The sequence below is a fragment of the Bradyrhizobium sp. HKCCYLS3077 genome, from assembly GCF_051167555.1.
Taxonomy (GTDB): domain Bacteria; phylum Pseudomonadota; class Alphaproteobacteria; order Rhizobiales; family Xanthobacteraceae; genus Bradyrhizobium.
Genome location: NZ_JBNPTH010000001.1, coordinates 774,993 through 792,145, shown reverse-complemented (window position 1 = coordinate 792,145; position 17,153 = coordinate 774,993). Strand labels below are relative to the sequence as shown.

Here is a 17,153-nt window from a genome sequence, read left to right as displayed (position 1 = left end):
CGTGGCCGGTGAACAACTGAGACGCCACGCGGATGATCGATCCGATCCATCAATTCCAGCTCAACAAGATCTTCACGATCGGCCATATCGGCAATCAGGAGATCGCCTTCACCAATTCGTCCGCGTACATGCTGCTCGCGGTCGTGCTCATCGCCGTCATGATGATGGCCGCCGGACGCGCGCTCGTCCCGGGCCGGTTCCAGTCGATGGTCGAGCTGTCCTACGAGTTCGTGGCCAACACCATCAGAACCAGCGCCGGCTCGCACGGCATGACGTTCTTCCCGCTGGTGTTCTCGCTGTTCATGTTCATCTTCGTCTCGAACATCGTCGGCATCATCCCCTACACCTTCACCGTCGCCAGCCACATCATCGTTACCTTCTCGCTGGCGCTCCTGGTGTTCCTGACGGTCATCATCTACGGCTTCTACAAGAACGGCCTGAAGTTCTTTAAGCTGTTCGTGCCCTCCGGCATCCCCGCGGTGATCCTGCCGCTGGTGGTCGTGATCGAAATCATCTCCTTCTTCTCCCGCCCGATCTCGCACAGCGTCCGTCTGTTCGCCAACATGCTGGCCGGCCACGTCACCTTGAAGGTGTTCGCGAGCTTCGTGACCATGCTCGGCGCGCTCGGCTTCGTCGGCAAGGTCGGCGCGCTGCTGCCGCTCGGTCTCACGGTCGCCCTGACCGGCCTCGAGCTGATGGTCGCGTTCCTCCAGGCCTACGTCTTCACGATCCTCACCTGCATCTATCTCAACGATGCTATCCATCCGGGCCACTGATCCGGCCCTCTCTACCTAACCTCTCAAAGGAGTTCGTCATGGATCCGGTCGCAGCGAAGTACATTGGCGCGGGCATTGCCTGCATCGGCATGGGTGGCGCGGGTGCCGGCATCGGCATCATCTTCGGCAACTACCTGTCGGCTGCTCTGCGCAACCCGTCGGCCGCCCAGGGCCAGTTCGGCAACCTGATTTTCGGCTTCGCGGTGACCGAAGCGCTCGGCATCTTCTCGCTGCTGATCGCCCTGCTCCTGCTGTACGCCGTCTAAGACGGCCTGAGCCGGACAGGAGAAGCCCGTGGCTGAAAGTCATGGTGAGGCCAAGGGCGGCGCGGCCAAGGGCGGCGCAAGCGCCCATACCGAGGCCGATGGCGGACATGGGTTTCCTCCGTTCTCGAAGGAAACCTTTCCCTCCCAGATCGTCTCTCTGGTGATCGCCTTCGTGGCGCTGTACGTGATCGTCTCGCGTGTGGCGCTTCCGAAGGTTGGGGCTGTCATCGACGCCCGCCAGAAGGCGATCGACGGCGACCTGGCCGAAGCGCAGCGGCTGAAGGATGAATCCGAAGCCGCGATGAAGGCGTATGAGACCGAGCTGGCGACGGCTCGTGCCCGCGCCCAGGCGATCGGTGCCGAGACCCGCGACAAGCTCGCGGCCTCCTCGGATGCCGAACGCAAGGCGCTGGAAGACAGCCTCGCGGCCAAGCTCGCGGCGGCCGAGACGTCCATCGCCACGACCCGTGCGACCGCAATGAGCAATGTCCGTGGTATCGCCTCGGATGCCGCCAGCGCGATCGTGCTGCAGCTCACCGGCAAGGCCCCTGCGGCCAAGACGGTGGAAGCTGCGGTCGATGCATCGTTGAAGGGAACAGCCTGATGCATTTGCTCGCTGATCCGGAAACCTGGGTTGCGATCGCTTTCGTGATCCTGATGGGCCTGTTCGCCTATCTCGGCGTCCACCGCATGGTCCTGAAGGCGCTCGACCACCGTGCCGAGCGCATCAAGAACGAGCTGGACGAGGCCAAGCGGCTCAAGGACGAGGCGGCCAAGGTGCTCGCCGACTACAAGACCCGCCGCGCCAGCGCCGAGCGCGAGGCCGAGGAGATCGTCACGAGCGCCAAGGCGGAAGCCGAGCGCATCGCGGCGGAGGCCAAGGCCAAGATGGAAGACTTCGTCGCCCGTCGCACCAAGGCCGCCGAGAGCAAGATCGCCCTCGCCGAAGCCCAGGCGCTTGCCGATGTCCGGGCCGCCGCGGCCGACGCCGCCGTCCAGGCCGCCGCGACCGTGCTGTCGCAATCGGTCAAGGGCGCTCTCGGCGAAGACCTCGTCGCCAAGGGCATCGCCGAAGTCAGCCGCAAGCTGAACTGAGCGGCGACCCGAACATCCAACATCTTCCAAAAGGCCGGTGCCCCGCACCGGCCTTTTGCTTTCCAAGCCTCTCTCCGCCGTCGCCCCCGCACCCGCGGAGGTCGTCACTTCCGCTTCTTGCCGCGCTCCGGCGCCAGCGCCTGCGGATCGAAGCCGATGTAGAAGACGTAATTGTCGGCGTTGGAGCCGGGCGGCGGCACCGGGTAGACCATGTCCTCGGCCACGATCGTGAACGGCACGCTGCCGTCGGCGGTCATCTGCACCGTGGTCCGGTAGGCCTTGGTGGCGATCACCTTCTCGCCGATGCCGCCCTGCACCACCGCGATGCGCATGGGGATATCGACCGTCGCGGGCGCGCCGGCCGGGCCGGCTACGACCCGCCCCTGGATGCCGATCTTGCCGATGATCTCGGCGCCGTTGAGGTTGCACTCGCGCGCGGTCTTGGTGATCGACGCCTGAAATCTGACGTCATTGCCGACCGCCTGCTTGCCGGGCGCGGCCACCGAGTAGGTCGAAGCTCCCGCGCGGATGTTCACAGGAGGGCAGGTCAGCCCATCCGTGGGATCGTCCGGCGGCCCGCCGCTGGCCGGCAGATTGGACTGGCCCTTGTCATCCGAACCGCCGCCGAACAGGCTCTTGAACCGGTCGGTCAGCGATTGCGCCGCGGCCGGCGGCGCGGCGCCCGTCGCGCCCAGGGCCAGCAGCAGGGCGGCCAGTGTCCCAACCCGAATCACACATGTCTGTCGCATTCTCGAAATCCCCGGCATCTCGGTCGTCCGGCCCCCACGCGCACTGGCGCGATCCTGGCGGAACATGGGGCAGCCGCACTGGCCGTCTATACCCATTTCAGAGCGCCGGACCAGCCCCGATCCGCGACCTCCCGACGCCCGCCCGATCACAATTCACCCCCTGAAATCCTCCTGCAGCAGGCCATAGAGGTAGTGGTCCTGCCAGACCCCGTTGATGCAGAGATAGCGCCGCGCCAGCCCTTCCCGGGTGAAACCGCACTTCTCGAGCACACGGATGGAGGGCGTATTGGTCGGAATGCAGGCGGCCTCGACCCGGTGCAGATTGAGCTCGCCGAACAAGGTCGGCAGCAGCAGCTTGAGTGCCGTGGTCATGTAGCCGCGATGGGCATGCGGCTGCCCCATCCAATAGCCGATGGTGCCGGCCTGGACGATGCCGCGGCGGACATTGGCCAGCGTGATGCCGCCCAGCATGGCGCCATCCTGCTCGCGGAAGACGATGAACGGATAGGAGCGGTCGGCCGAGATGTCCTCGGCATAACGGCGAAGCCGGCGGCGGAAGCCGGAGCGCGTCAGGTCGTCGGACGGCCAGATCGGCTCCCACGGCGTCAGATATTCGCGGCTGATCTCGCGCAGCCGCGCCCATTGCGCGCAATCGGCCATCTGCGGCGAACGCAGCAGCAGGCCGTTGCCGCGCGGAGCGAGCGCAGCCGGTCCACTGGACGGTAGACGGAACAGGGCCATCGGTGATGCTCCCCCTGCGTTTCAGCTCCCGAATCCACGGTCGCAGCGCCCGGCGGGGACGACCCGCCCGATGCCTTGCGTGTGAGGACCCATGCTCAATGCAGTTGGGCCTTCGACTTCGGCCCGGTCAGACCTTCGGCGAAACTCACCGCCGTGTCCAGACCCCTGCCGGTCCCGAGCGCAACCACGGCCGGCTTGCTGCGTGCGAGGAGCGCACGCGCGGCATCGCGGGTGCTTTCAACGCTCACGGCCTCAATCTTGGCGACCATCTCCTGCAGGGTCTGCGGCCGGCCATAGGCGAGGATGTGACGCGCGAGCTGTTCGGCGCGGGCGCTGCAGCTTTCCAGCGCCATCAGAAGCCCGGCCTTCATCTGCGCCTTGGCGCGGGCGACCTCGGCCTCGCTCAGCGTCTCCACCGCATTGCCGATGATGTCGACCACGACCTCCATCATTTCCGGCGCGTCGGCCGGATCGGTGCCGGTGTAGAGGCCGAAGAAGCCGGTGTCGCTGTAGGGCGCGTGGAACGTGTAGACGGAGTAGCAGAGGCCCCGGTTCTCGCGCACCTCCTGGAACAGCCGGGACGACATGCCGCCGCCGAGGATGTTGGTGAAGACCTGCAGCGAGAACAGCGACGGATCGGCCTGCGGCACGCCCTCCAGCGCGAGCGTCAGATGCGCCTGCTCGAGGTCGCGATGCACGACGCGCGAGCCGCCCTTGCCGAACGCAGCCGGCTGCGGCTTCGGCGCGGGACCGCCATTGAAGCTGGCGAATCGCTTGGTCACGTCCTCGACCACGCGCTGATGATCGACGGCGCCAGCCGCGGCGACCACCATGTCGGGCCCGCGATAATGCGTCGACAGATAGCCATGCAGCTTGTCGCGGTCGAACGCCTCGAGCGTCTTGGCGGTGCCGAGCAGCGAGCGGCCCATCGGCTGGTCGGGGAAGCAGAGCTCGTTGAGATGCTCGAACACGACGTCGTCGGGCGTGTCCTGCGCCGCGCCGATCTCCTGCACGATGACGTTCTTCTCGCGCTCCAGCTCCTCGGGCACGAAGGACGGATTGGCGAGGATGTCGGACAGCACGTCAAGGGCCAGCGGAACGTCGGCCTTGAGCACGCGCGCGTAATAGGCGGTAGTCTCGGTCGAGGTGCCGGCATTCAAGTCGCCACCGACCGCCTCGATCGCCTCGACGATCTCGCGCGCGCTGCGGGTCGTGGTGCCCTTGAACGCCATGTGTTCGAGGAGATGCGAGATGCCGTGCTCATCCGGCTTCTCGTCGCGGCCGCCGACCCCGGCCCAGACGCCGAGCGCCGCCGTCTCCAGATGCGGCATCGTGTCGGTGACGACCGTCAGCCCCGTCGGCAGCTTGGTGACTTCCACGCCCATCATGCGATTCCCTGCTTGGCGGCCCGGCTGACCGAGCGGATGAATTTCTCCACCTCGGCCTGATCGTTCCGCATGATCCTTGAATCCTCGCGCTTGCTCATCAGCCCTTCCAGCCAGACCGGCAGATGCGGACGCTGTCCGCAGGCGGCCTCCACCGCGTCGGGGAATTTGGCGGGATGCGCTGTCGCGAGAACGATGTTCGGCACGGACAGATCCGTGCCGTCGCGATCGGCCACGGCGAGCGCGACCGCGGTGTGCGGATCGACGAGATCGCCGGCCTCGCGGAAGGCAGCGCGAATCGCCGCCGCCGTCTCGGTCTCGTCGGCACGACCGGCATCGAAATCGGCGCGGATCGCCGCCAGCATCGCATCGGGAAGAACGAAGCGGCCGGACTGCTTCAGACCCTCCATCAGCCGCCGCACGGTGCCGGCGTCGCGGCCGCCGGCCTCGAACAACAGCCGCTCGAAGTTCGACGACACCTGGATGTCCATCGACGGCGTGGTCGTCTCATGCACCTCGCGCACCTCATAGATCCCGGTGGCCAGCGTGCGGGCGAGGATATCGTTGACGTTGGTGGCCACGCGAAGCGTGCGCACCGGCAGCCCCATGCGCTTGGCGACGTAGCCAGCGAAGATGTCGCCGAAATTGCCGGTGGGCACGGTGAAGTCGACGGCGCGATGCGGCGCGCCGACGGCGACCGCTGACGTGAAGTAATAGACGACCTGGGCGACGACACGGGCCCAGTTGATCGAGTTGACGCCGGACAGCGAAACCGAGTCGCGGAAGCCGTGATTGTTGAACAGGCCCTTCACGATCGCCTGGCAGTCGTCGAAATGGCCTTCGATCGCCAGCGCATGCACGTTCGACGCGCCTGACGTCGTCATCATGCGGCGCTGCACCTCGGAGATGCGGCCGTTCGGGAACAGCACGATCAGATCGGCATTGTCGCGGCCGGCGAAGGCCTCGACCGCGGCGCCGCCGGTGTCGCCGGAGGTCGCGACCACGATCGTGGTGCGCTCGCCGCGCTTGGCCAGCACGTGGTCCATCAGCCGCGAGATCAGCTGCATCGCGACGTCCTTGAACGCCAGGGTCGGGCCGTGGAACAGCTCGAGCACGAACTGGTGCGGGGCGATCTGGTCGAGCGGCACCACCGCAGGATGGCGGAACGTGGCGTAGGCTTCGTTGGCCATGCGGCCGAGCTCGGCATCGGAGATCTCGCCGGCGACGAACGGCTTGATGACCTCGACCGCGACCTCCCAATAGGGCCGGCCGAAGAATCCCGCGATGGTCTCCGCCGACAGCTGCGGCCAGGTCTCGGGCACGTACAGGCCGCCGTCGCGGGCGAGCCCGGTCAGCATCACATCGCAGAAGGTGAGCGCGGGGGCCTCCCCGCGGGTCGAAACATAGCGCGTCAAACCGCTCTCCTGACCTGTGTCACCAGGCCATAACCTGTTGATTGAACTCGATATCGGAACCGCCTGGCGGCAACATGGTCCGGCACCATAATGGTTTTGGGGAGGCTGCGAAACCGGTTGTTGGGCCGGGAATGGTCACGACGGCGGGTTACGGCGGGGTTACGGGGCGCATGGCTTGGGTGGGACAACGTCAGGCGACCGTCCTCCGCCCCTGCCCTCCCGTCATGCACTTCGATGCCCGATCTCGCCTCCCCACCGCTGTCATCGCCCTGCTTGACCGGGCGACCCATTGGGCCGCGCCGCCGATGATCGACCGCGCCGCCGCGGGGACAGGATCACCGCCAGCGCGCGGGATGACGAGGGTGCCGGTGGCGTCAAGCCGGGCACTTCGAACGAACAAGCGAATGATAGGACATCGTCACGATCTCTCCCCTTCGTCATTCCGGGGCGCGCGAAGCGCGAGCCCGGAATCCATAACCACGACCGGGAGTATGGATTCCGGGCTCGTGCCGCTGCGCGGCCCGCCCCGGAATGACGACCGAGCGTGTGGCTGCGGTCTCGCAACGCGATTGCGCCCGAGCTGTGCGGAAACTCCTCCCTCCATGAAGCAGAGGGCGCAGGGAAGACCGGATGCCGGCTGGCACCCGCGGCCCCCGTGCGAACAAGAATGCACGGGGCAGGAACCACAGGTTCAGCCAGAGCGACCCGGCCTTCCCTGCGCGATGGGTTACGTCTTATACGCGCTCTCCTCGGTGCACCGGGCTTTCTGGCCACCGTGAGCGACAGCGCCTGAGCGCTCCCGCAGGACACCAGCGTCGGGGTGTCAGGACCACGCGACTTCGCCGTCCGTTCAGGCCGCACTCGTCAGTTGCTGCCCGCCCGTCCATCGCATCCCACCTCACGTCCGTGACGACGCGTACGCCCCTCGCTTTGAGGCGGGATGCAGGGATACAATCATGATTTCGGAAAATATGAAAGTGAAATTCTCGAGCGAGCCGGGCTGAATACGTTGACCGCTCTGGATTCGCTGAGAAAAACGGATTTCACGCGCAGCCGAACTTATCAGTTCGTGTGACCGTCGGCGGCGGTCCTGACTGCCCGTCGGGCGACTCAGGTCCGACGAGATCAGGCCGGCACGCTTTGTGGGCCGGCCCAGTCTGCCGGCTTTCGGTGTCGTCCATAACCACCATCCGCACGGTGAAGTCACGCTGTGATGGGAGCACGCGTTTTCGACGAGGTGAAGCGGAGCCGCGCGGCGACCGGTCCTTCGGCCCCTCTTCACTTGCGGGCTCCGGCCGCCTAGGATTCCGAGACAACGATCGAGCGCGAGTCCCGTCATGATCATCCAGCGTATCGCAGCCTTCACCGACGGCTCACGCGGCGGCAATCCGGCCGGTGTCGTCATCGGCGACTCCTTGCCCGAAGCTGCCGTGATGCAGGCGATGGCGGCGGAGATCGGCTATTCCGAGACGGCGTTCGCGGCGCCGGACGGAGATGCATGGCGGGTGCACTATTTCGCACCCGAGGCCGAGGTGGATTTCTGCGGGCATGCGACGATTGCGCTGGGCGCGGCGCTGGCCAGGCAGCAGGGCTCCGGCCGGTTTGCGTTGCGGCTCAACCATGCCGAGATCACCGTTGAAGGCGTGCATTCGGCAACGGAATGGAGCGCGGCGTTCAGCTCGCCGCCGACGCGCACGCGCGCGCTCTCCGCGCTGGCGGTCGAGGAGATCCTGGCGCTGTTCGGCCTGACGCATGACGATCTCGATCCGCGGATTCCGCCGGTCCTGGCTCACGCCGGCATGGATCACCCGGTGATCGCGCTGCGCCAGCGCGGCCGCCTCGCTGCGATGAGTTATGATTTCAGCCGGGGCCAGGCGCTGGCGCAACGCGAGCGCTTCTGCACCTTTGCCCTCATCCATGTCGAGACGCCGCAGCTCATCCACGCCCGCAATCCGTTCCCGTTCGGCGGCGTCTATGAGGATCCCGCGACGGGTGCTGCCGCCGCGGCACTCGCCGGCTATCTGCGTGAGCTGGCCTGGCCGGCGCAAGGGCCGATCATGATCCGCCAGGGCGAGGACATGGGCGTGCCGTGCGGGCTGCAGGTCGACCTGGACGGAGCGGCAGGTGCGCCGGTGAAGGTGGCCGGCAGCGTGCGGGCGATCGAGACATAGCGGTCGCCCGCTTGGGCTGCAGCGATGCGGGGCGGCATTGGTCCCGCATCTTGCTTCGCTCATGCGGGCGACGAGCTCGGCGGTCGTCGCTCAGACCGATGCGGCCTCACTCGCCTTCGCATCGGCCTCCGCGAACACCGCCTTGGCCGCGAACAGCCCGTTGAGCGCGGCGGGAAAGCCGGCATAGACCGCCATCTGCATGATCACCTCGGTGATCTCGGCGCGGCTGAGGCCAACATTGAGGCCAGCGTGAATATGCACCTTCAATTGCGGGCTGGCATTGCCGAGCGCGGTCAGGGCCGCGATGGTCGCGATCTCGCGGCTGCGCAGATCGATACCGGGGCGCGAATAGATGTCGCCGAACGGAAACTCGATCACGTAGGTGGCGAAGTCAGGCGCGATGTCGGCGAGCGCGGCGATCACGTTGTGCCCGGCCTCGCCGTCGATCCTATCGAGCGCGCGCCGGCCGCGCGCCAGCCGGTCCTGATCGGTGTCGGCGCCGGAGGACGTCGTGCTCGCGGTTGCGGATCGGTTCGGGATGGATTGCGTCATGCTCATCAGTCCTCTCGCTGCTGCCGACATAGCCGGCGATCTTGCCGTCGAGAACGAGAAGGCAATCCTGCAACGTGGCGACCTGCGCCCGAACCGCCTCGCGATGCCGCTCCAGCAACCGGCGTCGCTCCGGCTCGGTGGCGGCGCCGCCCGCGCGCAACTCCGCATAACGGAGCATGTCCCGGATCGGCATTCCCGTGGCCTTGAGACGGCCGAGGAATTCGATCCAGGTCAGGATCGATGCGTCGTAGTCCCGCTGGCGGGCATGATCGCGATCGGCCCTGGGCAGCAGTCCGATGCGCTCGTAGTAGCGGATCGTGTGGGCGGTCAGCCCCGACTGCCTGGCCAGTTCGCCGATCTTCATGCGCGCTCGATCTCCATTCACGACGCCCGACAGGCTACGGGTTCGAGCGCACTCTAAGTCAAGCGGCGTTTTGCCGACGCGATCGTAGCCTGGCCCGCATGAGCGTAGCGACATGCGGGGACCAGCAAGGCGGTCGAGGTGATCCCGCATGTCGCTTCGCTCATGCGGGCTACGGGGTTGATCGATCGGCCCTGCGCCGTCCCCTGGCCCAGATCGCGAAGGCCGCGATCAGCGCGGCGGCGAGCGAGAACCAGGTGATGGCATATTGCATGTGCTCGTCGCGCAGGTGCGGCGACAGCGGGCCGGGCTTGGGAATGCCGTTGTCGGGCACGGGCGATTCAAGATCGATGTAGAACGGCGCGACCTCGCCCCAGCCGAGCGCGCGGGCCATGGCGAGGTGGTCGCGGGTGAACCACAGGCGCTTGTCGCGATTCTCGGCGGCGGTCAGCAGGCCGGCGGCTTCGGGGAAGCGCAGATAGCCGGTCAGCGTCACCGGCGCGCCGGTGACGAGCTTGCCGACCTGGCGGTCCTGGATGCTGCGCTCCTGCATGGTGTTGGCGACGAAGCCGGCGTCGATCACGATGGTTTCGCCGGACGCGAGGCGGGCCGGCAGGAAGGCCCAGGTGCCGGGGCCGGAGACGTCCTCGCGCACGGCCGAGCCGGCGCTGTAGACCATGGCGTCGGGGAGCTTGGCGTAAGCCGCGGTGAAGCTTACGCGGCGGAATTCGTCGCGCCCGGGCGTCAGTGTGGGCCACTCGCTTGTCGGCGGCAGCAGTGCGGGCGAGGCGACGACGCGTTCGGTGAGGGCCGCAATCAGCGCGTGCTTGGCGGCACGGCGCTGAAGCTGCCAGACGCCGAGGCCAATGAACAGCGCGACCATCACGACGGTGAACGCGGCGAAGGCGCGGGAGGAGGTCTTGCGGCTCGTCGCACTCGTCATTGCGGAGCCGTCCGCGAGTTTGTCGAGGCTCTCCCGGCACGGACGGTGCGCTCCCCTCCCCCTTGCGGGGAGGGGTTGGGGGTGGGGGTGGCCCAGCAACGACTGCCGTCGGGGTTACCCACCTCCCCAGCCCTCCCCCACAAGGGGGGAGGGAGCGGAGCGGGCCCGCGGCGACGGCCGCAGTCCCATTCACTGGGGGCGAACGAGTCAAACAGGAAGACGCTCAGGCGCGTGAGAAAGCAGTCTGCTCTCACCCGGGAGACAGTGCGCTCCCTCCCCCCTTGTGGGGGAGGGCTGGGGAGGGGGGTGACCCCAGCGGGAGTCTTTGCTGAGCGCCCCCCACCCCCGACCCCTCCACGCAAGGGGGAGGGGGGTGCACCGTCGGCGCGGCGCGGATGGTCGGCTCGAACGCGCAAGTGCTGCCTCATTGCGGGGTCTTGTCGACCAGGCGGCCGGGGGCGGCCTTGTGGTGGAATTGCAGGGCGATCAGCAGCGATTTCATTGCGCGCAGCGGCAGCAGGGTCGTCACCAGGATCAGCGGGCCCCACAGCGCGGCATGCACCCAGAACGGCGGCTGGTACTTCACCTCGACGATCAGGGCGGCACCGACCACGATGGCGCCGGCCAGCATCATGATGAAGATCGCCGGACCGTCGCCGGTGTCGATGAAGGCGTTGTCGAGGTCGCAGACCTCGCAACGCTTGCGCAGGTTGAGGAAGCCGTCGAACAGCTTGCCCTGGCCGCAGCGCGGGCAGCGGCAGGCGAGGCCGCGCAGGATGGTCTGGGCCAAGGTGACGGGAGGATGAGCGGTCATGGTGTCTTGCCCCAGGGGTGGCGGACGCGGCGCGCCTTTCGGTGATACAGCCGGCGGCCGCGAACGCGGATCACTTTTGGATCAAGCGGCGGGAGCCGCCCAACGAAAAGGGCGGCCCGACGGCCGCCCTTCCATATCACGTTCGGCGTAACCGATGCGCCGTTCGCGTCAGTGCGCGCCGTGCGCCATCGACTCGGCGCCGTGGCCCCAGACGTAGATGCAGAGGAACAGGAACAGCCACACCACGTCGACGAAGTGCCAATACCAGGCGGCGAACTCGAAGCCGAGATGCTGCTTGGGCGTGAAGTGACCGGCATAGGCGCGGATCAGGCACACGATCAGGAACACCGTGCCGACCAGCACGTGGAAGCCGTGGAAGCCGGTCGCCATGAAGAAGGTGGCGCCGTAGATGTGGCCGGCGAACGAGAACGTCGCGTGGCTGTACTCATAGGCCTGCACGCAGGTGAAGGTCGCGCCCAGCAGCACGGTGAGGATCAGGCCGTATTTCAGGCCCTTGCGGTCGCCCTCGAGCAGCGCGTGATGCGCCCAGGTCACGGTGGTGCCCGAAGTCAGCAGGATCAGCGTGTTGAGCAGCGGCAGGTGCCAGGGATCGAAGGTCTCGATGCCCTTGGGCGGCCAGACGCCGCCGATCAGCGCGTCGCGGGTGGCCTGCACCTCGAAATTCGGGAACAGCGCAACGTTGAAATAGGCCCAGAACCAGGCGACGAAGAACATCACCTCGGAGGCGATGAACAGGATCATGCCGTAGCGGTGATGCAGCTGCACGACGCGGGTGTGGTCGCCCTTGTACTGGGCTTCCTTGATGACGTCGCCCCACCAGCTCGCCATGGTGTAGAGCACGCCGATGGTGCCGATACCGAACACGATCGGCGCGGCGCCGAACATCTTGTGCATCCAGGCGATCGCGCCGAACGCCATGATGAAGGCCGACACCGAGCCGACGAACGGCCACGGGCTCGGATCAACCAGATGGTAGTCGTGATGCTTGGCGTGCGCCTCAGCCATGGCAAGTCTCTCCCCAGATCGATGCCGGTCGCCCCGGCACGCAGTCGTTCAAAATTGGTCCCCGGATATCGGACAGCCGCGTGGTCATAGGTTGCCCCGCGGCTTGTCCGGCTCGCCCGCGGCGACCGGCTTCGGCGCGGCATCGCGGACGGGATAGAAGGTGTAGGACAGCGTGATCGTCTTCAGCGAATCGTTCTCGTGGTCGGCCGTGATCGCCGGATCGACGTAGAACACGACCGGCATCTCGCGGGTCTCGCCCGGCGCCATGGTCTGCTCGGTGAAGCAGAAGCAGTTGATCTTCTGGAAATAGGCGCCCGAGGTCAGCGGCGTCACGTTGTAGGCGGCCTGCGCCATGGTGGTGCGCGCCGCCTGGTTGGTGACGGTGTAGTACACCGTCACCACCTCGCCGATCGCGACCTCGATCTCGGTCTTCTCCGGCTCAAATTTCCAGGGCAGCCCGCCGGCGACATTGGCGTCGAAGCGCACGCTGATGCGGCGCGCCAGCGGCGCGGAAGATGGCGCCGAGGTCGCGACCTGGGTGGTGCCGTTGAAGCCGGTGGCGCGGCAGAACCAGTTGTAGAACGGCACGGCCGCATAGGAGGCGCCGACCATCAGCACCACGACCGCGCCGCAGATGCCGCCGACCAGCGCGTCGCGGCCGATGCCGCGCGGCGCCGATGCCGGTGCGGCCGGCGCGTTGGTCGATTGGCCCTGGTCGGTCGTGTCCATCGCGAACCTCTACATCGGCCGTTTCAGCACGATCGGGCCCTTCACCATGGTGACGGCGAAGAACAGCACCACGAGCACGCCGAGCGCGAGCGCAATGGCGATCGAGCGGCGGCGGCGGCTGCGCAGCTGCGCCTCGGTGAGGACGATGCCCTCGGACTCATTCGGATCTGCCATCGCGGTCGCCATGCTTTCCTGCCCCGCGCTCCCTCACCAGATCAGCGGTGCGATCATGCGCGCGATCGCCTCGAGGCCGAGCGTCGCGAACAGCGCGAACAGATACAGGATCGAGAAGGCGAACAGCTTGCGGTTGGCGCGCAGCGAGGTGAGGCGCTCACGCTTGCGGAACACCTCGATGGCGAGCCACAGCATGCCGGCGCCGAGCGCCAGCGACACGACGCCGTAGACGGCATCGAAATAGCCGAGCGGCCAGGGCGCGGCGGCGACCGCCACCAGCACGATGGTGTAGAGCAGGATCTGCAGCCGGGTGGCGTCGGGACCTGCGACCACCGGGAGCATCGGCACGCCGGCGCGGGCATAATCGTCGCTGCGGAACAGCGCCAGGGCCCAGAAATGCGGCGGGGTCCAGAAGAAGATGATCAGGAACAGCCAGAGCGGCTCCGGCGCGATTCCGCCGGTGGCCGCAGCCCAGGCCACGACCGGCGGCAGCGCGCCGGCGGCGCCGCCGATGACGATGTTCTGCGCGGTCCAGCGCTTCAGCCACAGCGTGTAGATCACGACGTAGAAGAAGATCGTGAAGGCGAGCAGCGCGCCGGCGAACCAGTTGACGAGGATACCGAGCGTCAGCACCGAGAAGAACGACAGCGTAATGCCGAAGGCCAGCGCCTCCTGGCGGGTGACGCGCCCGCGCGGGATCGGGCGGTTGGCGGTGCGCGACATAAGCGAGTCGATGTCGCCTTCCAGCGCCATGTTCAACGCGCCGGAGGCGCCCGCGCCGACGGCGATGCACAGCAGCGAGGTGATCGCAAGCACGGGATGGAAATGGCCGGGAGCGATCAGGAGGCCGATCAGCGCCGTGAAGATCACGAGCGACATCACCCGCGGCTTGAGGAGCGCGAGATAGTCGCCGACATCGGCCTCGGAAATCCGCGGGCCGACGGCGATGGCGTTCTGATCGATGACCGACACGATGAATCCAGACTTCAATTCAAAGGCGCTGAACGAGAGGCTTCAGCACGTCGCTTCAGAGATCCGGTCGAGGCCAGCAACGGCGCAGCGGCCGGAGAGATCGACGCGGCGCCGGAGGGCGCCGCGTCGGAGAACGGGGATCACTGCACCTTCGGCAGGACCTCGAACTGGTGGAACGGCGGCGGCGACGACAGGGTCCATTCCAGGGTGGTCGCGCCCGGTCCCCACGGATTGGCCGCCGCCTGCTGCTTGCGCATGAAGGCTTCGACCACGCCGTAGATGAAGATCAGGACGCCGAAGGCCGAGATGTAGGAGCCGATCGACGACACCAGGTTCCAGCCGGCATAGGCATCGGGATAGTCGACGTAGCGGCGCGGCATGCCCGACAGGCCGAGGAAGTGCTGCGGGAAGAACACCAGGTTCACGCCGACGAAGGTGACCCAGAAGTGCGCCTTCGCGATGCCCTCATTGTACATGTAGCCGAACATCTTCGGGAACCAGTAGTACCAGCCGGCGAAGATGGCGAACACGGCGCCGAGCGACAGCACGTAGTGGAAGTGCGCGACGACGTAGTAGGTGTCCTGCAGCACGCGGTCGACGCCGGCATTCGCCAGCACGACGCCGGTGACGCCGCCGACCGTGAACAGGAAGATGAAGCCCACGGCCCACAGCATCGGCGCGCGGAACTCGATCGAGCCGCCCCACATCGTGGCGATCCAGGAGAAGATCTTCACGCCGGTCGGCACCGCGATCACCATGGTGGCGGCGACGAAATAAGCCTGCGTCGCCGAGGACATGCCGACCGTGTACATGTGGTGCGCCCAGACCACGAAGCCGATGCCGCCGATCGCGACCATGGCGTAGGCCATGCCGAGATAGCCGAACACGGGCTTGCGCGAGAAGGTCGAGACGATCTGGCTGATCATGCCGAAGCCGGGCAGGATCAGGATGTACACTTCGGGGTGACCGAAGAACCAGAACAGATGCTGGAACAGCAGCGGGTCACCGCCGCCATCGGGAGCGAAGAAGGTGGTGCCGAAATTGCGGTCGGTCAGCATCATCGTGATGGCGCCGGCGAGCACCGGCAGCGACAGCAACAGTAGGAACACCGTCACCAGCACCGACCAGACGAACAGCGGCATCTTGTGCAGGGTCATGCCCGGCGCGCGCATGTTGAAGATGGTGGTGATGAAGTTGATCGAGCCCAGGATCGACGACGCGCCGGCAAGATGCAGCGACAGGATCGCGAAGTCGACCGCGGGACCGGGATGGCCCGACGTCGACAACGGCACATACATCGTCCAGCCCGCACCGACGCCGTTGGCGCCAGGCTCGCCCTCGACGAAGGTCGACATCAAGAGCAGCGCGAACGAGGCCGGCAGCAGCCAGAACGAGATGTTGTTCATGCGCGGGAACGCCATGTCCGGCGCACCGATCATCAGCGGCACCATCCAGTTGCCGAAGCCGCCGATCATCGCGGGCATGACCATGAAGAAGATCATGATCAGGCCGTGCGAGGTCACGAACACGTTGTAGGTGTGGCTCTCGTGGAAGAGCTGCACGCCCGGATACATCAGCTCGATGCGGATCGCGACCGACATCGCGCCGCCGATCAGGCCGGCGAACACGGCGAAGATCAGGTACATCGTGCCGATGTCTTTGTGGTTGGTCGAATACAGCCAGCGCCGCCATCCGGTCGGATGGTCGTGCGCGTGATCGTCATGGCCGGTGTGCGTCGCTACGTTCGTCGCCATTGTCCAATCCTCAGTGTCCCCGTGGGCCGCGCGCGGCGGCCCTCAATGTCTTGCGTTCGTCCCCGCGACTTACTGCGACACGCCCGCGGCGGACGCGTAGGTCGCGGCCGGCGCGCTGGCGTACTTCTTCTTGGCGTCCTCGATCCAGGCCGCGAACTCCTGGTCGCTCACGACGCGCACGGCGATCGGCATGAAGGCGTGATCCTTGCCGCAGAGCTCGGAGCACTGGCCGTAATACATGCCGACCTTGGTCGCCTTGAACCAGGTCTCGTTGAGGCGGCCGGGAATGGCGTCGATCTTGATGCCGAAGGATGGCACCGCGAAGGAGTGGATGACGTCGGCGCCGGTGGTCTGGACGCGAATCACCTTGTTGACCGGCACGACCATCTCATTGTCGACCGCCAGCAGACGCGGCTTCTTGTCCTGCGCCATCAGCGAGTCGAACTCGAACTTGCCGTTGTCGGGATAGGCGTAGCTCCAGTACCACTGCTTGCCGGTCGCCTTGATGGTCAGGTCGGCCTTCGGCACGTCGAGCTCGAGGAAGAGCAGGCGGAACGACGGCACCGCGATGGTGACGAGGATCAGCACCGGGATCAGCGTCCACGCCACTTCGAGCAGCGTGTTGTGCGTGGTGCGCGACGGCACCGGATTGGCGCGCGCATTGAACTTCACGACGACCGCAACCAGCAGCGCCAGCACGAACAGCGTGATGATGGTGATGATCGTCAGCAGCAGCCCGTGAAACCAAGTGATGTTCTCCATCACCGGCGTGGCCGCTTCCTGCAGCTTGTATTCCCACGGGGCCGGCTGCCCCGTCTCGGCAAACGCCTGCCCACCCGACACGAGCGTCATGCCCGCTACGGCCAACCCCAGCAAGGCGCTCAATTGGCCTTTCGACATCTTCATGTCGTCGCGCTCCCTTCAGAACTTTCCCCCTCGGTGCACCGCGGTTTTACGCAGCGCGCCGTCGATCCGCTCTCCTGACGATTGGCCTTCGGGCGGATGCTTGAGAAAAGCACCTCGGCCAGTTCACTGGAATGACGAAATCTTTCTTCTCAAACCATAATTCTTGACCTATCGCAATGCAGTCTTAAGCCGGATATCGCGTGCGACGCGCGACATCGACATAGGTCAGTTTTTCCGAGAAATTGCCGCACGCCGTGGTTTCCCGGACAACGGGCGCTTGACAGCCGTGCAGCGCGATGTAGGCAACGGAACAAAGGCCGTTTG

19 protein-coding genes are annotated in these 17,153 nt (G+C 66.4%); 5 read left to right on the top strand and 14 right to left on the bottom strand.

The window, feature by feature from the left end:
* Positions 1–32 precede the first annotated feature (32 nt).
* The 4 genes from ACQR0Z_RS03470 to ACQR0Z_RS03455 are packed head-to-tail and all read left to right on the top strand — an operon-like array spanning position 33 to position 2,137.
* On the top strand, positions 33–776 hold the full coding sequence (locus ACQR0Z_RS03470) for a F0F1 ATP synthase subunit A (protein ID WP_434877853.1): 744 nt from the start codon (positions 33–35) through the stop codon (positions 774–776).
* A gap of 38 nt (positions 777–814) precedes the next feature.
* Positions 815–1,042: a F0F1 ATP synthase subunit C gene (locus tag ACQR0Z_RS03465; RefSeq protein WP_006615622.1), complete on the top strand. Its 228-nt coding sequence runs from the start codon at positions 815–817 to the stop codon at positions 1,040–1,042.
* A gap of 28 nt (positions 1,043–1,070) precedes the next feature.
* Positions 1,071–1,646: a F0F1 ATP synthase subunit B family protein gene (locus ACQR0Z_RS03460; protein WP_434917693.1), complete on the top strand. Its 576-nt coding sequence runs from the start codon at positions 1,071–1,073 to the stop codon at positions 1,644–1,646.
* Entirely contained in the window at positions 1,646–2,137 is a 492-nt protein-coding gene (locus tag ACQR0Z_RS03455; protein WP_434917692.1) for a F0F1 ATP synthase subunit B family protein, read from the top strand. The genes ACQR0Z_RS03460 and ACQR0Z_RS03455 overlap by 1 nt, the downstream gene beginning before the upstream one ends.
* Before the next feature lie 104 nt (positions 2,138–2,241).
* Here ACQR0Z_RS03455 and ACQR0Z_RS03450 read toward each other — a convergent pair whose 3' ends face one another.
* From ACQR0Z_RS03450 to thrC, 4 genes are all read right to left on the bottom strand, one after another.
* Positions 2,242–2,853, bottom strand: a complete 612-nt coding sequence (locus ACQR0Z_RS03450) for a hypothetical protein (protein ID WP_434856568.1) — start codon at positions 2,851–2,853, stop codon at positions 2,242–2,244.
* A gap of 186 nt (positions 2,854–3,039) precedes the next feature.
* Positions 3,040–3,627: a GNAT family N-acetyltransferase gene (locus ACQR0Z_RS03445; protein WP_434917691.1), complete on the bottom strand. Its 588-nt coding sequence runs from the start codon at positions 3,625–3,627 to the stop codon at positions 3,040–3,042.
* A 95-nt stretch (positions 3,628–3,722) separates the two neighbouring features.
* Positions 3,723–5,012, bottom strand: a complete 1,290-nt coding sequence (locus tag ACQR0Z_RS03440; protein ID WP_434856569.1) for a M16 family metallopeptidase — start codon at positions 5,010–5,012, stop codon at positions 3,723–3,725.
* Positions 5,012–6,427, bottom strand: a complete 1,416-nt coding sequence (thrC, locus tag ACQR0Z_RS03435; protein ID WP_434877850.1) for a threonine synthase — start codon at positions 6,425–6,427, stop codon at positions 5,012–5,014. Before thrC ends, ACQR0Z_RS03440 begins: the two co-directional genes overlap by 1 nt.
* 1,337 nt (positions 6,428–7,764) lie before the next feature.
* On the opposite strand from thrC, the gene ACQR0Z_RS03430 reads away from it, so the two are divergent.
* Complete coding sequence (locus ACQR0Z_RS03430; protein WP_434917690.1) at positions 7,765–8,598, top strand: PhzF family phenazine biosynthesis protein; 834 nt, start codon at positions 7,765–7,767, stop codon at positions 8,596–8,598.
* Between the two features lie 90 nt (positions 8,599–8,688).
* On the opposite strand, the gene ACQR0Z_RS03425 is transcribed toward ACQR0Z_RS03430, so the two are convergent.
* From ACQR0Z_RS03425 to coxB, 10 genes are all read right to left on the bottom strand, one after another.
* The gene (locus ACQR0Z_RS03425; protein WP_434918013.1) at positions 8,689–9,150 is read right to left on the bottom strand and encodes a carboxymuconolactone decarboxylase family protein; all 462 of its coding nucleotides are present in this window, start codon (positions 9,148–9,150) and stop codon (positions 8,689–8,691) included.
* Positions 9,047–9,514 (bottom strand): MerR family transcriptional regulator, encoded by a 468-nt coding sequence (locus tag ACQR0Z_RS03420; RefSeq protein WP_434917689.1) that lies wholly within the window; start codon positions 9,512–9,514, stop codon positions 9,047–9,049. The genes ACQR0Z_RS03425 and ACQR0Z_RS03420 overlap by 104 nt, the downstream gene beginning before the upstream one ends.
* Before the next feature lie 169 nt (positions 9,515–9,683).
* The gene (locus tag ACQR0Z_RS03415) at positions 9,684–10,454 is read right to left on the bottom strand and encodes an SURF1 family protein (protein ID WP_434917688.1); all 771 of its coding nucleotides are present in this window, start codon (positions 10,452–10,454) and stop codon (positions 9,684–9,686) included.
* Positions 10,455–10,878: 424 nt separating this feature from the next.
* Positions 10,879–11,268: a DUF983 domain-containing protein gene (locus ACQR0Z_RS03410; RefSeq protein WP_434856394.1), complete on the bottom strand. Its 390-nt coding sequence runs from the start codon at positions 11,266–11,268 to the stop codon at positions 10,879–10,881.
* A gap of 168 nt (positions 11,269–11,436) precedes the next feature.
* Positions 11,437–12,294, bottom strand: a complete 858-nt coding sequence (locus ACQR0Z_RS03405; RefSeq protein WP_434856395.1) for a cytochrome c oxidase subunit 3 — start codon at positions 12,292–12,294, stop codon at positions 11,437–11,439.
* Between the two features lie 84 nt (positions 12,295–12,378).
* Positions 12,379–13,023 (bottom strand): cytochrome c oxidase assembly protein, encoded by a 645-nt coding sequence (locus ACQR0Z_RS03400; RefSeq protein ID WP_434877845.1) that lies wholly within the window; start codon positions 13,021–13,023, stop codon positions 12,379–12,381.
* A 9-nt stretch (positions 13,024–13,032) separates the two neighbouring features.
* Positions 13,033–13,209: a CoxF protein gene (locus ACQR0Z_RS03395; RefSeq protein WP_434917687.1), complete on the bottom strand. Its 177-nt coding sequence runs from the start codon at positions 13,207–13,209 to the stop codon at positions 13,033–13,035.
* 21 nt (positions 13,210–13,230) lie between these two features.
* The gene (locus ACQR0Z_RS03390; protein WP_434917686.1) at positions 13,231–14,169 is read right to left on the bottom strand and encodes a heme o synthase; all 939 of its coding nucleotides are present in this window, start codon (positions 14,167–14,169) and stop codon (positions 13,231–13,233) included.
* Between the two features lie 140 nt (positions 14,170–14,309).
* Positions 14,310–15,923: a cytochrome c oxidase subunit I gene (gene ctaD / locus ACQR0Z_RS03385; RefSeq protein WP_434856399.1), complete on the bottom strand. Its 1,614-nt coding sequence runs from the start codon at positions 15,921–15,923 to the stop codon at positions 14,310–14,312.
* A 69-nt stretch (positions 15,924–15,992) separates the two neighbouring features.
* On the bottom strand, positions 15,993–16,829 hold the full coding sequence (coxB, locus tag ACQR0Z_RS03380) for a cytochrome c oxidase subunit II (RefSeq protein ID WP_434856400.1): 837 nt from the start codon (positions 16,827–16,829) through the stop codon (positions 15,993–15,995).
* Positions 16,830–17,153: the final 324 nt, after the last annotated feature.

Coding starts and splice junctions, on each gene's coding strand:
- ACQR0Z_RS03430 (WP_434917690.1), top strand. CDS start 7,765: ATGATCATCCAGCGTATCGCAGCCTTCACCGACGGCTCACGCGGCGGC.
- ACQR0Z_RS03415 (WP_434917688.1), bottom strand. CDS start 10,454: ATGACGAGTGCGACGAGCCGCAAGACCTCCTCCCGCGCCTTCGCCGCG.
- ACQR0Z_RS03405 (WP_434856395.1), bottom strand. CDS start 12,294: ATGGCTGAGGCGCACGCCAAGCATCACGACTACCATCTGGTTGATCCG.
- ACQR0Z_RS03465 (WP_006615622.1), top strand. CDS start 815: ATGGATCCGGTCGCAGCGAAGTACATTGGCGCGGGCATTGCCTGCATC.
- ACQR0Z_RS03470 (WP_434877853.1), top strand. CDS start 33: ATGATCGATCCGATCCATCAATTCCAGCTCAACAAGATCTTCACGATC.
- ACQR0Z_RS03395 (WP_434917687.1), bottom strand. CDS start 13,209: ATGGCGACCGCGATGGCAGATCCGAATGAGTCCGAGGGCATCGTCCTC.
- ACQR0Z_RS03440 (WP_434856569.1), bottom strand. CDS start 5,012: ATGGGCGTGGAAGTCACCAAGCTGCCGACGGGGCTGACGGTCGTCACC.
- ACQR0Z_RS03400 (WP_434877845.1), bottom strand. CDS start 13,023: ATGGACACGACCGACCAGGGCCAATCGACCAACGCGCCGGCCGCACCG.
- ACQR0Z_RS03445 (WP_434917691.1), bottom strand. CDS start 3,627: ATGGCCCTGTTCCGTCTACCGTCCAGTGGACCGGCTGCGCTCGCTCCG.
- coxB (WP_434856400.1), bottom strand. CDS start 16,829: ATGAAGATGTCGAAAGGCCAATTGAGCGCCTTGCTGGGGTTGGCCGTA.
- ACQR0Z_RS03425 (WP_434918013.1), bottom strand. CDS start 9,150: ATGACGCAATCCATCCCGAACCGATCCGCAACCGCGAGCACGACGTCC.
- ctaD (WP_434856399.1), bottom strand. CDS start 15,923: ATGGCGACGAACGTAGCGACGCACACCGGCCATGACGATCACGCGCAC.
- ACQR0Z_RS03410 (WP_434856394.1), bottom strand. CDS start 11,268: ATGACCGCTCATCCTCCCGTCACCTTGGCCCAGACCATCCTGCGCGGC.
- ACQR0Z_RS03455 (WP_434917692.1), top strand. CDS start 1,646: ATGCATTTGCTCGCTGATCCGGAAACCTGGGTTGCGATCGCTTTCGTG.
- ACQR0Z_RS03420 (WP_434917689.1), bottom strand. CDS start 9,514: ATGAAGATCGGCGAACTGGCCAGGCAGTCGGGGCTGACCGCCCACACG.